We start from the raw sequence: 13,780 nt of genomic DNA, 5'->3' as shown, positions 1-13,780 counted from the left end.
ACGCTCTTTTTGATCAGGTCCTACACTTTTTTGATCGCCTTTACACTCTTTTTGATCAGGTCCTACACTTTTTGATCACCTTCACGCTCTTTTTGATCAGGTCCTATACTTTTTGATCACCTTCACGCTCTTTTTGATCAGGTCCTACACTTTTTTGATCGCCTTTACACTCTTTTTGATCAGGTCCTACACTTTTTGATCACCTTCACGCTCTTTTTGATCAGGTCCTATACTTTTTGATCACCTTCACACTCTTTTTGATCAGGTCCTACACTTTTTTGATCGCCTTTACACTCTTTTTGATCAGGTCCTACACTTTTTGATCACCTTCACGCTCTTTTTGATCAGGTCCTACACTTTTTTGATCACCTTTACACTCTTTTTGATCAGGTCCTACACTTTTTTGATCACCTTCATACTCTTTTCAATTAGATGCTATCACCTTTTACCTTTCAATAATTTGGAAGAACACCCTTTAATTCCGACCTCCAAAAGATGGGCTCTTTTTTTCATTAGTTGAAAAGAGTATAATGTAACGTGGAAATAATTAAATTTTCTATGGGGGGCAATACAAAAAATGAATGTACAAACTTTGGAGAAAAGTCTATACAATTTAATTACTGAAACATCTACGAACCTACCGAAAGACGTGCGTCGTGCTATTAAAAAAGCAAAAGATGCTGAAAATGCTGGCACGCGTGCTGCAATGAGCTTAGACACAATTGCAAATAATATTGTTATGGCAGAAGATAATGTATCACCTATCTGTCAAGATACAGGTCTGCCAACATTTAAAGTCTACACTCCTGTAGGCGTTAATCAATTAGAAATTAAGGCTGCTATCAAAAAAGCAATCAACGATACATCAGCTGATGCAAAATTACGTCCTAATGCAGTTGATTCATTAACTGGTGCAAATAGTGGTAATAACCTTGGAGAAGGTTTACCTGTTATTAAATTTGAACAATGGGAAAATGACTATATTACGATTAAATTAATTCTTAAAGGCGGCGGCTGTGAAAACAAAAATATCCAATACAGCCTTCCTTGTGAACTAGATGGTCTTGGCCGTGCTGGTCGTGACTTAGATGGTATTCGTAAATGTATCCTGCACTCTGTATACCAAGCTCAAGGTCAAGGCTGTTCAGCTGGCTTCATCGGTGTAGGAATTGGTGGAGATCGCTCTTCTGGTTACGACTTAGCGAAAGAACAATTATTCCGTCATGTGGAAGATACAAATCCAAATGCAGATCTTGCTAAATTAGAAGAATATGTAGTAAAAACAGCTAACACATTTGGTATTGGCACAATGGGCTTTGGTGGAGAAGCAACATTACTTGGCTGTAAAATCGGGGTTATGCACCGTATTCCTGCATCATTCTACGTATCAGTAGCTTATAACTGTTGGGCTTATCGTCGTATGGCTGTGGACATTGACCCACAAACTGGAGAAATCACTAATTGGCACTATCAAGAAGGCGAAAAAATTACATTTAAAGATGAAGTTGCCGCAACGACAGAAGATACGACTACAGATGTAGTTGAACTTACTGCACCGATTACAGAGGAGCAAATCCGTACTCTAAAAGTTGGAGATGTTGTATCTATTACTGGTCGTATGTATACAGGCCGTGATGCGATTCACCATCATTTAATGAGCCATGATGCACCTGTTGATTTAAATGGACAGGTTATTTATCACTGTGGTCCTGTTATGGCTAAAGACGAAGAAGGCAACTGGACAGTAAAAGCTGCTGGTCCAACTACTTCTATTCGTGAGGAGCCATATCAAGGTGACATCATGAAAAAATTCGGTATCCGTGCTGTTATTGGTAAGGGTGGTATGGGACCAAAAACACTTGCTGCATTACAAGAGCATGGTGGCGTATACTTAAACGCTATCGGTGGAGCAGCTCAATACTACGCTGACTGCATTAAAGGTGTAGACGGTGTTGATTTAATGGAATTTGGTGTACCAGAAGCAATGTGGCACTTAAATGTAGAGAAATTCACAGCTGTTGTCACAATGGACTCTCATGGTAACTCTTTACATGCCGATGTAGATAAATCATCTTTAGAAAAACTAGCTATGCACGCAGAAAGAGTATTCTAATAATTAAGTAAAGCATCCGCTATGTAAAAAATAACATCATATATTTTCTGAGTGCAGTATTACTAATTTTACTGCACCAATTTGAAAGGCACAGAATATTCCTAGTGAATGGACTGTGCTTTTTGTATGTTTAAAAACTTCACATCATTATTATTGCCCCTCGGAAATCCATCTTAAAAAACTTTTGGCTTTCTTTTTCCAGAAACCTTTGTTATAATAATTCTAAATTAAGAAGAAGTTAAATGAAATTGTTTTTCATTTAAAAACTTCACAAAAACATTATATTATAAGGTTTTTGATATTGATTTTCATTATCAGGAGGGATAAAGTTGGAATATTCTAATCGAGAAAATATAAATTTAATTGAGAAAACAAAAGAGCATGCTGAATTACTTGCTGCCCTTATTGCAGGTTTGTTTATCCTACTAGCATGGCGTTTAGATACTAGCGGGCAAACTACAGCATCAGTACTTTTATATATTGTTGCATTTTGTGTTGGCGGATTTGCTAAAGCAAAAGAAGGTATTGAAGAAACAATCGAAGATAAGAAATTAAATGTTGAATTACTAATGGTGTTAGCAGCAATTGGTTCAGCAGCAATTGGTTATTGGACTGAAGGCGCCATTCTTATTTTCATTTTCGCAGTAAGTGGTGCTCTCGAAACATATGCAATGAATAAAAGTAATCGTGAAATATCAGCACTTATGAATTTACAACCTGAGGAGGCTTGGCTAGTACGCGGTGGCTTTGAACCAATGAAGGTTGCCGTTTCTACTTTACAAATCGGAGATCATCTACTTGTAAAACCTGGTGAACGTGTACCAGCGGACGGTATCATATTTAAAGGGCAATCTTCTATTGACGAATCAGCTATTAGTGGCGAACCTCTTCCAGTGGCAAAACGTAATGGTGATGAAGTATTTGCAGGTACAGTTAACTTAAATGGTGCGATTACCATGGAAATGACAAAGCCAAATTCAGAAACATTGTTCCAAAAAATTATTCAGCTTGTACAAAGTGCTCAAAGTGAGAAATCTCCTTCTCAACAGTTTATTGAAAAATTTGAGGGTACTTACGTAAAGTTCGTTTTACTCAGTGTTGCGTTAATGATGTTCATACCACACTTTTTGCTTGAGTGGGACTGGACAACAACGTTCTACCGTGCAATGGTACTATTAGTAGTTGCATCACCATGTGCTCTTGTAGCATCTATTATGCCTGCTACTTTAGCAGCTATTTCAAATGGTGCCAAAAACGGCATACTATTTAAAGGCGGCTTACATTTAGAGCATTTAAGTGTATTACGTGCAATAGCAGTCGATAAAACAGGCACATTAACACAGGGAAAACCAGTTGTGACTGACTTTATTGTTCGTAAAGGAATAGATCGAGAAGCAGCATTGTCTATCCTAGCAGGGATTGAATCGCAATCAAATCATCCGCTAGCACAAGCAATCACTTCCTTTGCTAAAGCTGAGGAAGTAACTGTTTTTTCTCAGGTCACTATTAAAGATATTCCAGGTTGGGGTATAAAGGGTTACGTAAATGATATGGAGTATCTTGTTGGGAAACCTGATTTTGTGGGGGCAGAAGAGGCTAATTCCTTCGCAGATAGTGCTGCAGCAAAATTAGCAACAGAGGGTAAAACCGTTATTTTCATTCATGATAAAGACGGTATTGTCGCATTAACAGCCCTTAAGGATACTGTTCGTGATGAGGCAAAGAAAGCTGTCACATTACTTAAAGAGCTTGGTATTAATGTTATCATGCTAACAGGAGACAACGAGAAAACTGCCAAGGCTATTGCTAAAGAATCGGGTGTTACAGAATACGTTGCAGAATGCCTTCCTGAAACAAAAGTTACTGAGATGAAACGACTACTTTCGCAACATCAATTTGTAGGAATGGTTGGAGATGGGATTAATGATGCGCCAGCATTAGCAACAGCAACTACTGGTATCGCAATGGGAGAAGGCACGGATGTGGCCTTGGAAACTGCAGATGTTGTCCTTATGAAAAACGATTTATCAAAAATTGCCTATGCAGTACGCTTATCACGTAAAATGCAACGTATCGTCAAACAAAACATCTTCTTCTCTATTGGTATTATCGTATTATTAATTGCCTCAAACTTTCTACAAGTTGTCGATTTACCATTAGGTGTAATTGGACATGAGGGTAGTACTATTTTAGTTATTCTAAATGGCTTACGCATGCTTAATAAAAATATTTAAACAAACAGCCTCGTATCACAAAAAGTGATCATGAGGCTGTTTTCTTTCTAGCTATCCATTAGTGTATTTTGTTTAAGATCTTCCTTTTGTAAAGCCTTTTTCTGCATCGTCGCATTGAGAACGCCGCCAAAAATTAAAATAATACCTGTGAAATATAACCAGAGCATTAAAATAATAACTCCACCAATACTTCCATATGTAGCAGAATAATTTGCAAAATTACTAATATAAAACGAGAAAGCATACGTTACAGCTAACCAAGCAAAGGTTGAAAACAGAGCTCCCGGCCAAACGCCCATTAACTTCAATCTTGGATTTGTATTTGGAACAAATCTATAAATCGCCATTAATACAAGAAAAATTAATAGTGGCGGCATCGACCAGCGTAACCTCTGCCATATTATTTCAAACTGCTCCTCAATACCGACAATGGAAAACAAGAAATGACCAATTTGTTGTCCAAATACAGGTAATAAAAGTGCAACAGCAAATACTAAAACAAGGGCTATAGTGAAAACAAGAGACAATCCTCGATCCAATATCCCCGCCCTACTCTCCTTCGTATCATAAGCCTTATTTAAGGCTCTAATTAATGCATTAATGCCTTTTGATGCAGACCATATTGTACCCAATACCCCTATGGACAATAAACTACTATTACGATTATTTAAAATTTCGTTTAATGTATTCTCGATAAGTCTATATACTTCATCTGGCATGACATTTACTAAAAACGAATAGACCTGCGTCGTCTCTAAATTTAAATACGGTAGTAAAGTGACTAAAAAAATCAGTAGTGGGAAGAAAGATAGTAAAAAGAAATAAGCCAACTGGGCAGCAAGAGCCGATATATCAACCCGTTGTAAGCGTAGTATTAAATCTTGCAGAAAGCCTTTTGAGGTCGTTACATCTACAGTACCCTCATCAGGCATAACAAATGATTTCACCACACCAAATGCTGTATGCATGGATGTTTTATTCTTTTCCATACAATTCCCCTCCTATCGGACAAACTATTCTTTATGAGGTAGAGAAAAGGCTGATTTTGTATCATTTATCATTTCCTGAATCGTGGAAGGGAGTTCTTTGAATTCATCCACTTTTTCAGCAATTGTGTTGACATTTTCTGATACACTTTCACAAAGTACTTTAGCTGCCAATACTTTTTCCTCAACTAGAACCTGTAATTCATCACGATTAGTCGCATAATACGAAATCGCATCCTTCATCTTTTGTGTTGAAGCTATTGTTTTTTCGCGAGTAGTACGATCAAGCATACTTAAAGCAGCACCAACTACAGCGCCTGTTACAACAGAAATTAATAATTTACTTTGACCCATAATAAAAACCCCCTGCGTTTGTGTAAATGTATATTCCCTAAAATTTTATCATTAAACAATAAACGAGCTCATTACCATTACTTAGGATTGATTTTTCGTTCCCACTACAAAGAAGTATTCAGAATATTTTTTATACACGTTGCATTTAACCTAAATTTTGATAATGAGCCAATAACGACTTACTGCCCTTATTCTACCCAATAACAGTCTATTTTTAAAGCAATGCCCAAATACAGTGTTGACATTTTTTTTATTCAATGAAATGATATGTGCGAGGATGACGAAAGGAAGGTTTCAAAAAAATGGATTTATCAGTACCGTCAAAAGAGAACGTTATTTATATGGTTGACCAAATGAAAGACAAGCTACGAATGGTAAATGTTGATGCCATGAAATCGGAAAATTTTGATGAAGCAAATTATGAAGACTTAGTTTATTTATACGAAATGGTGATGAAACGAGAATCATTTAGCCCAAGTGAGATGCAGGCCATTGTTGCAGAATTAGGGTCATTACGCAAATAATAATTATTAGAGAAAAAGCTATTAGCAGGGGCAAAAGCCTTTGCTAATAGCTTTTTTCTATTGTGTACTTTTTGCTGCTGAACCATCCTCAGTAACAAGTGGTTGTATTAAAACTTCGACACGACGATTTTTCGCACGACCTTCAGCAGTGTCATTCGGAGCAATGGCTTTGTATTCACCCTCCCCTTTTGCACTAAAATATCTTGGGTCTAAATTTGAATTACTTCCCACTATAATTTTCAGGAAGTTAACTGAACGCATAACTGACAATTCCCAGTTTGAGGCAAATTCAATACTTGATTGTGGTACATTATCTGTATGCCCTGTAATTAAAATGCTACGAGCAGGATCCGATACTAATACGTCCGCAAGCTCCTTAGCAATTGGTTTATATTCTGGTTTAATGGTTGCTTTACCTGGATCAAACAGAATACTATCACGAATTGTTACTAGTAAACCTTCATCTGTCATTTCTGTTGCAAATTGACCTTCCATCTCATGAACAGCAATAAAATTTTCAACACTCTCTTTAATTTCTGCTAGCTCCTGCTGATCCTTTAAATAGGCTGAATTTTGCTGTGATTGTTGTGGCGTTTTATCACTTTCTGCATTCGGAGTTTGTACTGGCGAAGGCTGCTCTAAAAAGCTTGTGCCACCATCGAATACTTGATTAAAAACCGCTGACATTCTTTGCAATTTCTCTTGATCTACGGAACTAGATGCAAATAGTATAATAAACACAGCTAATAGCAATGTTAAAATATCTGCATATGGTACTAGCCAGGACTCATCAATATGCTCATCATGCTTTTTCTTCTTAGCTTTCTTTGCCAAGGCCACCCGCCCCGCTTTCACCCGAAATTTGACGACGTTCTTCCATCGTTAAATAAGAAGCTAGTTTTTGTTCAATAACACGTGGAGCCTCCCCTTCTAAAACCGAAAGAATCCCCTCAATCATCATTCTTTTTTGCTTAACTTCTATAGAAGATTTACGTTTAAGCTTATTTGCAAATGGATGCCATAAAACATAACCTGTAAAGATACCTAATAATGTTGCCATGAAGGCAGCGGAAATAGCGTGCCCCAATTTTTCGATATCATTCATATCTGCTAATGCGGCAATTAACCCTACTACCGCACCAAGTACCCCTAAAGTCGGAGCATATGTACCTGCTTGAGTAAAGATTGCGGAACCACTAGCATGACGATCTTCCATTGCCTCAACCTCTTCCGTTAAAACATCACGGATATAGTCAGCATTTTGTCCATCAATCGCTAATGTAAGACCATTTTTCAAAAATGGATCTTCAATTTCTGAAGCCTTACTTTCAAGTGCTAGTAATCCTTCACGTCGAGCTAAATCTGCCCATTGTGAAAACATCTTAATAATTTCTATATCATCCGCTAATTTAGTTTCTTTAAAAAGAATTTTAAATAGCTTTGGTACTCGCTTCAATTCCTTCATAGGGAAGGCGATTGTTACAGCGGAAATAGTACCGAAGATGATAATTAGAATGGCTGCTGGGTTATAAAATGCACCTAAGCTTACTCCTTTTAGCACCATCCCTGTTAATAGCGCTATAAACGCAAGTATTAACCCTACAATCGACGATATATCCATTCTAGAACCTCCAAATCTACTATTAATGTTTTTTTCGTCTTTTTTCCATATTTTTAAATATATTATATAGTATAAATGTATTTCACTAATTTTTCGATGTAATAAATGCTTTTTATTCACTTTAAGGTCATATTTGATTATATTGAATTAAGAATAGTACACTAAATTGTTTTTATTAGGAAGGAGTTAAGAATTTGTTATTATCTTTTGACACAAAATTACTAAAATATGCCGAATTAGCTGTGAAAGTAGGAGTAAATATCCAAAAAAATCAGTACCTCTATATAAGCTGTTCGACCGATAATTTAAAACTAGCACAAATTATTACTAAATTATCCTATGAAAATGGTGCAAAACAGGTATTTGTAGATTTATCTGACGATGAACTTGTACGTACTCGATACGAAAAAGCCCCAAAAGACTCATTTGATTTTTTCCCACCGTGGAAGGTACAGGAGCGCGAATGGCTTGCTGAGAATGGGGCTGCCTTTTTAAGCATTACTTCGCAAAATCCTGATTTACTAAAGGGCATTGAGCAGGAAAAAATTATGGCTTTCCAAAAAGCCTCAGGAAAAGCATTAGCTAATTATTATAGTTGGTTACAGGCAGATAAATTCAGTTGGACAGTTATTGCCGCTCCATCAGAACAATGGGCAGCAAAGGTATTTCCAAATTTGCCAGAAGATCAACAAATGAATGCTTTATGGGAAGCTATATTTGAGGCTACACGTATAAATCTCGAAAATCCAGTTGCTGCTTGGCTAGAGCATGACCAGCAATTACATAGCAAAGCTGATTATTTAACTAGCAAACAATATAAAGCGTTGCACTATTTGGCACCTGGCACAGATTTGACGATTGAATTACCGTCAAAACATATATGGACTGGCGGAAGTAGCGCAAACGTACAAGGGCAAACATTTATGGCTAATATGCCGACTGAAGAAATCTTTACCGCACCACTTAAAACAGGTGTTAACGGCTATGTATCAAGCACTAAGCCTTTGAGCTATGGTGGAAATATTATTAATAATTTCAAGCTAACATTTAAGGATGGTCGAATTGTTGATATAGTAGCTGAGCAAGGACAAGAAATTTTAACCTCTCTAATCGAAACAGATGAGGGGGCACATTATCTTGGTGAAATAGCATTAGTTGCACACAAATCACCTATTTCGCAATCTGGTTTATTATTTTACAATACATTATTCGATGAAAATGCCTCTAATCATTTAGCTCTAGGTAATGCCTATGCCTTTTGCATTGAAGGTGGCAAAGAGATGTCCTCTGAAGAACTACTTGCAAAGGGACTGAATCATAGTTTGACACATGTGGACTTTATGATTGGTTCTGAGCAAATGAATATAGACGGCATTACAAAAGATGACCAAACAGAACCTATTTTCCGCAATGGGAATTGGGCAATTTAAATAATTCATTCCTACTAATTTTCTTCTAGGTAAGGTATGTTATTGATGTCATAAATTATCCTTAGATTTTCCTAGTAACCTATTGTATAATTAATTTAGATAATATACTTGATTATTTTTAGTAAGGAGGAACTTTTATCATGTTTTTAACGACTGTCCTAGGCTTTTCAGCCGTTCTATTAATTGCTACGGCATTCTTCATCCACTATCTACAAGTTGGTTTAGATTCTAAATCTTCAGTCACTGTAGATCCAAAACCAAAAGAAAAATATTAATATTATTGAAAAACAGCTGCTTTCTAGTAGCTGTTTTTTTATGAACTTTCTTTCGATTCGCTAAATAATTTACTAAACTTCTTTCTTTTTCGTAAAAATTGCGTGAATATTGTCATTATTATTTGCATATTTAAAGTTTTGCTCTAAAATATTTTTGTAGGGAAGGGAGCAAACTTTCATGACAATGTTACAAGATATTCTGAAGTTTAATGTAGATTTCGTTCAAGAAAAAAAATATGAGCCTTTTATTACAACTAAGTATCCTGATAAACGCATCGTTGTTTTATCATGTATGGATACTCGTCTTGTAGAGCTATTACCTAAAGCGATGAATTTACGTAATGGTGATGTAAAAATTGTTAAAAGTGCTGGCGCATTAGTAAGTCATCCTTTTGGTGCAATTATGCGTAGTCTACTTGTAGCAGTTTATGAGCTGCAAGCAGATGAGGTGTATGTTGTTGGCCATTACGACTGTGGTATGAGCGCAGTCGATCCTGAAGCAATGCTTAGCAAAATGGTGGATCGTGGAATTAATCCAGAGACTATCAAGATGATGGAATACTCTGGTCTAGATTTAAAGGAATTTTTACGTGGCTTTGGCGACGTTGCGACAAGTGTAAAGAAAAGTGTTGATACTATTCGCAATCACCCATTAATGGTGAAGGATGTTCCTGTCCATGGATTAGTCATTGATCCAAATACAGGCCGTCTTGATTTAATCGAAGATGGCAGTTATTATCAAGGCTAAACACCATTTTTATACTCTGCCAAAACTTTGAGACAAAGGATCAACAGTCGATGCAGATAGAAAGAGTCTATCCTTCATTGTTTGAAAGATAGACCCTTCTTTTATTCATCCTCTAAACAGGCATACATGTAATGATCTACCCATTGACCATTGATATACAAAAGCTTTCTTAACAATCCCTCACGCTGAAATCCTGATTTTTCTAATACTCGAATAGAAGCACTATTTTGCGTTGAAACATAGGCCTCTACACGATGTAAGCCTACTTGCTCAAACGCAAAACGCACGACCATTTTCACAGCCTCTGTTACAATCCCTTTCCCAATATAAATCTCATCCATCGCATAGCCGACAAAAGCACTTGAGTAAGGTAATCGTTTGACTGCGTAAAGCGCAATATGCCCAATTAGATTATTAGTTCCTGGCTCATAAATACCAAAAGTAAATTCCCTTTTCGAGTCCATTAAGTATAGGCTTTCTTGAATTTTTTTGTATTGGGCATCAACTGTATAATATTCCGGTCGTTGTAATGGCTCGTATGTAGACCAAAAGTATTTATTACGGCTTACGAGACCAGTTAAACTTTGTGCATCTTTTTCTTGGAATGTGCGAATGTAGCATTTCTCTCCTTGAATTGATACCACATTTCCACCCTTTTTCCTTATTAAATTCCAAATTTTAAGCACCATTTTTCCACACTAGCCTTCCGATAATTGTCTTACTTGTTACTTGCTTCACCCAAAAATCAGTTAGTCACTTTATTGTATGTAAAAAAAGATGCTGCTACAACTAAAACAGCTCGTCTTGTTTGCACAGCATCTTACAATTATTATTTTGTTTTTTTCTTCTTCGAATTATCATTTAGTACTTCAAGGTTTGGTGATTCCTCATCCTCTAACTGAGCCTTATCTAAAACATTTGTTAAATGAAGCCCGCGCCTTTGTGCTTCCCGTTCAATATGCGCTATTGTTTCTTGCAGTACCTGCACACGTGCATATTTTTTATCGTCCCCTGCAACTAGAATCCATGGCGCATTCTTTTTGTCTGTTTTCTCAAACATATCATTTGCTGCTTCTACATACTTAGGTGTTTTCTCACGATTACGCCAATCTTCCTCTGTTAACTTCCAAGCCTTATAAGGGTTTTGCTCACGTTCAGTAAAACGTTTGAGCTGCTCTTCATCTGAGACATGGAGCCAAAACTTGATGATTATGTAATCCCCTGCAGTTAAGATCTTTTCAAAGTTATTAATCTCCTCAAAAGCTCGTGACCATTCATCCTTTGTTGCAAATCCTTCAATACGTTCCACTAAAACTCGTCCATACCATGAACGATCGAAAATAGCTATTTGTCCATGTTGTGGAAGCTTTCTCCAAAATCGTTGTAAATAGTTGTAGCGCAGTTCATGGGGCTGAGGTGCAGAAATTGGATGTACCACATAGCCTCGCGGATCAACACGTTCAATTAAACGTTTGATGGCCCCTCCCTTACCTGCTGCATCCATACCTTCAAATACTAATATTAGCCCAATTTTATTTTTTAATAAAAATTGCTGTGCATTTAACATTTCATATTGGAGTACTTTTAATTTCTTTTTATACATTTTTTTATCTAGTTCAATAGATAAATCTAAATCTGTTAAATTTTGAGCCATTAAAACTTCACTCCTTCTATTTGGATTATTCCTATTGTACTAAAGAATCATTTAGATGCCTATACAAATGGTAAATTGTAGATAGTTTATATGAAACAACGCGATACATTATTGGGAATTTCCGTTATAATGGAAAGAGTGCAGTCCTATACTTAATTGTCTTTTCCCTATACAATTTAATACGAAGGGAGAGGAAAACATGCCTCAATTTATTTTGATGACAATCACTTATATTGTCTCAGTCATCCTAACCTTTTCATCCTTTTTCATGAAAATAAATGGTCAATCTTCGTTAGACATCTCTAATCGTTTTCCTGTTGTATTTGCACCTTTTAATGTCAGTCATGTAATTTGGATCGTCATTTACATGTTACTTGGTTTTTGGTTAGTCATGAATTTTAAAAAGACAACAATTAAACAGACTGTTCTTTTTAGCAGCATATGTATATTGCAGATAATCACGATAGTCGTTTGGCATCAGGAGCTATTTATCGCATCTCTTGGCAATACACTACTTTTAGTTTTCTGTGTGTTTTCGCTGTACAATACATATCCTCTAAGCGATAAATCGTTGGCAGGACGTATCCCTTTCTCTATTTATTATGCATGGTCGACATTTATTTTGATGACAGATACAAGCTTTACATTGACAGCTTATGGATGGAACGGCTTTGGTCTTAGCAACCCTCTATGGGCAGTAATTTTATTGACAATCGGTGTTGCCATCGCATTACATATGCGCTTCCATCATTTCGATATTATGTATCCATCTGTATTTATTTGGGCTTATATCGGAATCGCGTTACATAATGGTTTTGAAGAGCTACTTGTAACAACAGCTGCTTTATTTTTATGTGGTGTACTATTAGTCGGTATACTTTTCATAAAAAAAAATCCTGCCTCCCCCAAATAATTGGGCAGCAGGATTTTTAATTTATGCCTCATCCAATGAAGTTAAAATAATTGGTTTGTCTTTTGTCACAATAATTGAATGTTCGATTTGGGCAACTAGTGATTTATCTGGAGTAACGAATGTCCAGCCATCACCAGCTTCAACAATATGCTCTGCTTTTGCTGAGATAAAAGGCTCAACCGCAAGTACCATGCCCTCTTTCATGATTGTAGAATCCCATGCATCATAATAGTTTAAAATATGATTTGGCTCATCATGTAAGGAAAGCCCTAAGCCATGACCTGTTAGGTTCATAATGACTGTTAAATCATTAGCATATGCTTCACGCTCAACAGCTTTACCAATTTGATTTAATTTTGATCCAGCCTTTACTTTTGTCATGGCACGATCAAAGGCACTTTTTGCCACACGACAGAGCTTTTCTTTATCTTCGTAGCCTTCTCCCACTACAAATGAAATGCCTGTATCTGCAAAGTAGCCATTTAATGAACCAGATACATCGATGTTGACGATGTCTCCTTCTTTAATCACGCGTTTTCCTGGAATACCATGTGCTACCTCCTCGTTGACACTAATACATGTGTATCCTGGGAAGTCATATTCTCCTTTAGGTCCAGAAATTGCTCCTGCCTCAGCAAACATACGGCCAGCAATTTCATCGAGTTCAAGTGTTGTTACACCAGGTTTTGTCGCAGCCTTCATTGCCTCACGAATTTCAGCACAAATACGACCGATTTTTTTAAAGGCTTCAATCTCTTCTTGCGTTTTTACAATCATTTTTAACGTCCCTTTCATCTAATATCTACTCTTTAATATAACATAACTTGTTTGACATAAAACGTTAAACGCTTTAAATATTGTATGCCCTCATAAATTGCAAAGTGCTAAAATGTAGCAATATTTCACAGCGAGTAGTTAAATACGATAC

Annotated in this window: 14 protein-coding genes; 7 read left to right on the top strand and 7 right to left on the bottom strand. The window is 36.5% G+C overall.

What is annotated here, in order from left to right:
- Nucleotides 1-577 precede the first annotated feature (577 nt).
- Nucleotides 578-2,113 carry a fumarate hydratase gene (locus AC3WOM_RS06800; protein WP_427542518.1) on the top strand — a complete coding sequence of 512 codons (1,536 nt, stop codon included), beginning with the start codon at nt 578-580 and terminating at the stop codon, nt 2,111-2,113.
- A 329-nt stretch (nt 2,114-2,442) separates the two neighbouring features.
- Nucleotides 2,443-4,347: a heavy metal translocating P-type ATPase gene (locus AC3WOM_RS06795; RefSeq protein WP_492445766.1), complete on the top strand. Its 1,905-nt coding sequence runs from the start codon at nt 2,443-2,445 to the stop codon at nt 4,345-4,347.
- A gap of 47 nt (nt 4,348-4,394) precedes the next feature.
- Here the strand turns inward: AC3WOM_RS06795 and AC3WOM_RS06790 are convergent, their stop codons facing one another.
- Complete coding sequence (locus tag AC3WOM_RS06790; RefSeq protein WP_427542524.1) at nt 4,395-5,336, bottom strand: YihY/virulence factor BrkB family protein; 942 nt, start codon at nt 5,334-5,336, stop codon at nt 4,395-4,397.
- A 24-nt stretch (nt 5,337-5,360) separates the two neighbouring features.
- Nucleotides 5,361-5,687, bottom strand: coding sequence for a YtxH domain-containing protein (locus AC3WOM_RS06785; protein WP_427542527.1), 327 nt, complete (start codon nt 5,685-5,687; stop codon nt 5,361-5,363).
- A gap of 302 nt (nt 5,688-5,989) precedes the next feature.
- Between AC3WOM_RS06785 and AC3WOM_RS06780 the strand changes: the two genes are divergently transcribed.
- Complete coding sequence (locus AC3WOM_RS06780) at nt 5,990-6,211, top strand: DUF1128 domain-containing protein (RefSeq protein WP_283869628.1); 222 nt, start codon at nt 5,990-5,992, stop codon at nt 6,209-6,211.
- 57 nt (nt 6,212-6,268) lie between these two features.
- Here the strand turns inward: AC3WOM_RS06780 and motB are convergent, their stop codons facing one another.
- A complete protein-coding gene (motB, locus tag AC3WOM_RS06775) occupies nt 6,269-7,045 on the bottom strand; it encodes a flagellar motor protein MotB (protein WP_492445763.1) in 777 nt (258 codons plus the stop codon).
- Nucleotides 7,029-7,832, bottom strand: coding sequence for a flagellar motor stator protein MotA (gene motA / locus AC3WOM_RS06770; RefSeq protein ID WP_492445761.1), 804 nt, complete (start codon nt 7,830-7,832; stop codon nt 7,029-7,031). Before motA ends, motB begins: the two co-directional genes overlap by 17 nt.
- A 194-nt stretch (nt 7,833-8,026) precedes the next feature.
- On the opposite strand from motA, the gene AC3WOM_RS06765 reads away from it, so the two are divergent.
- The 3 genes from AC3WOM_RS06765 (at nt 8,027) to AC3WOM_RS06755 (ending at nt 10,285) form a co-directional block, all read left to right on the top strand.
- Nucleotides 8,027-9,262 (top strand): aminopeptidase, encoded by a 1,236-nt coding sequence (locus AC3WOM_RS06765; RefSeq protein ID WP_492445759.1) that lies wholly within the window; start codon nt 8,027-8,029, stop codon nt 9,260-9,262.
- Between the two features lie 140 nt (nt 9,263-9,402).
- Nucleotides 9,403-9,537 carry a hypothetical protein gene (locus tag AC3WOM_RS06760; RefSeq protein WP_427542539.1) on the top strand — a complete coding sequence of 45 codons (135 nt, stop codon included), beginning with the start codon at nt 9,403-9,405 and terminating at the stop codon, nt 9,535-9,537.
- 178 nt (nt 9,538-9,715) lie between these two features.
- Nucleotides 9,716-10,285: a beta-class carbonic anhydrase gene (locus AC3WOM_RS06755; protein ID WP_427542541.1), complete on the top strand. Its 570-nt coding sequence runs from the start codon at nt 9,716-9,718 to the stop codon at nt 10,283-10,285.
- A 101-nt stretch (nt 10,286-10,386) separates the two neighbouring features.
- Here AC3WOM_RS06755 and AC3WOM_RS06750 read toward each other — a convergent pair whose 3' ends face one another.
- Entirely contained in the window at nt 10,387-10,974 is a 588-nt protein-coding gene (locus AC3WOM_RS06750; protein ID WP_427542544.1) for a GNAT family N-acetyltransferase, read from the bottom strand.
- Nucleotides 10,975-11,114: 140 nt separating this feature from the next.
- Nucleotides 11,115-11,939 carry a polyphosphate kinase 2 family protein gene (locus AC3WOM_RS06745; protein ID WP_427542547.1) on the bottom strand — a complete coding sequence of 275 codons (825 nt, stop codon included), beginning with the start codon at nt 11,937-11,939 and terminating at the stop codon, nt 11,115-11,117.
- Between the two features lie 199 nt (nt 11,940-12,138).
- Between AC3WOM_RS06745 and AC3WOM_RS06740 the strand changes: the two genes are divergently transcribed.
- Nucleotides 12,139-12,852, top strand: a complete 714-nt coding sequence (locus AC3WOM_RS06740) for a TspO-related membrane protein (RefSeq protein ID WP_427542549.1) — start codon at nt 12,139-12,141, stop codon at nt 12,850-12,852.
- Between the two features lie 21 nt (nt 12,853-12,873).
- Here AC3WOM_RS06740 and map read toward each other — a convergent pair whose 3' ends face one another.
- Nucleotides 12,874-13,629: a type I methionyl aminopeptidase gene (map, locus tag AC3WOM_RS06735; protein ID WP_427542671.1), complete on the bottom strand. Its 756-nt coding sequence runs from the start codon at nt 13,627-13,629 to the stop codon at nt 12,874-12,876.
- Nucleotides 13,630-13,780: the final 151 nt, after the last annotated feature.

This window comes from Lysinibacillus sp. FW301-JW8 (genome assembly GCF_058788755.1).
Note: the sequence above shows the minus strand (reverse complement) of the source record. Positions and strands in the feature narration are given on the sequence as shown.

Coding starts and splice junctions, on each gene's coding strand:
- map (WP_427542671.1), bottom strand. CDS start 13,629: ATGATTGTAAAAACGCAAGAAGAGATTGAAGCCTTTAAAAAAATCGGT.
- AC3WOM_RS06740 (WP_427542549.1), top strand. CDS start 12,139: ATGCCTCAATTTATTTTGATGACAATCACTTATATTGTCTCAGTCATC.
- motA (WP_492445761.1), bottom strand. CDS start 7,832: ATGGATATATCGTCGATTGTAGGGTTAATACTTGCGTTTATAGCGCTA.
- AC3WOM_RS06750 (WP_427542544.1), bottom strand. CDS start 10,974: ATGGTGCTTAAAATTTGGAATTTAATAAGGAAAAAGGGTGGAAATGTG.
- AC3WOM_RS06780 (WP_283869628.1), top strand. CDS start 5,990: ATGGATTTATCAGTACCGTCAAAAGAGAACGTTATTTATATGGTTGAC.
- AC3WOM_RS06760 (WP_427542539.1), top strand. CDS start 9,403: ATGTTTTTAACGACTGTCCTAGGCTTTTCAGCCGTTCTATTAATTGCT.
- AC3WOM_RS06745 (WP_427542547.1), bottom strand. CDS start 11,939: ATGGCTCAAAATTTAACAGATTTAGATTTATCTATTGAACTAGATAAA.
- AC3WOM_RS06785 (WP_427542527.1), bottom strand. CDS start 5,687: ATGGGTCAAAGTAAATTATTAATTTCTGTTGTAACAGGCGCTGTAGTT.
- AC3WOM_RS06755 (WP_427542541.1), top strand. CDS start 9,716: ATGACAATGTTACAAGATATTCTGAAGTTTAATGTAGATTTCGTTCAA.
- AC3WOM_RS06790 (WP_427542524.1), bottom strand. CDS start 5,336: ATGGAAAAGAATAAAACATCCATGCATACAGCATTTGGTGTGGTGAAA.
- AC3WOM_RS06800 (WP_427542518.1), top strand. CDS start 578: ATGAATGTACAAACTTTGGAGAAAAGTCTATACAATTTAATTACTGAA.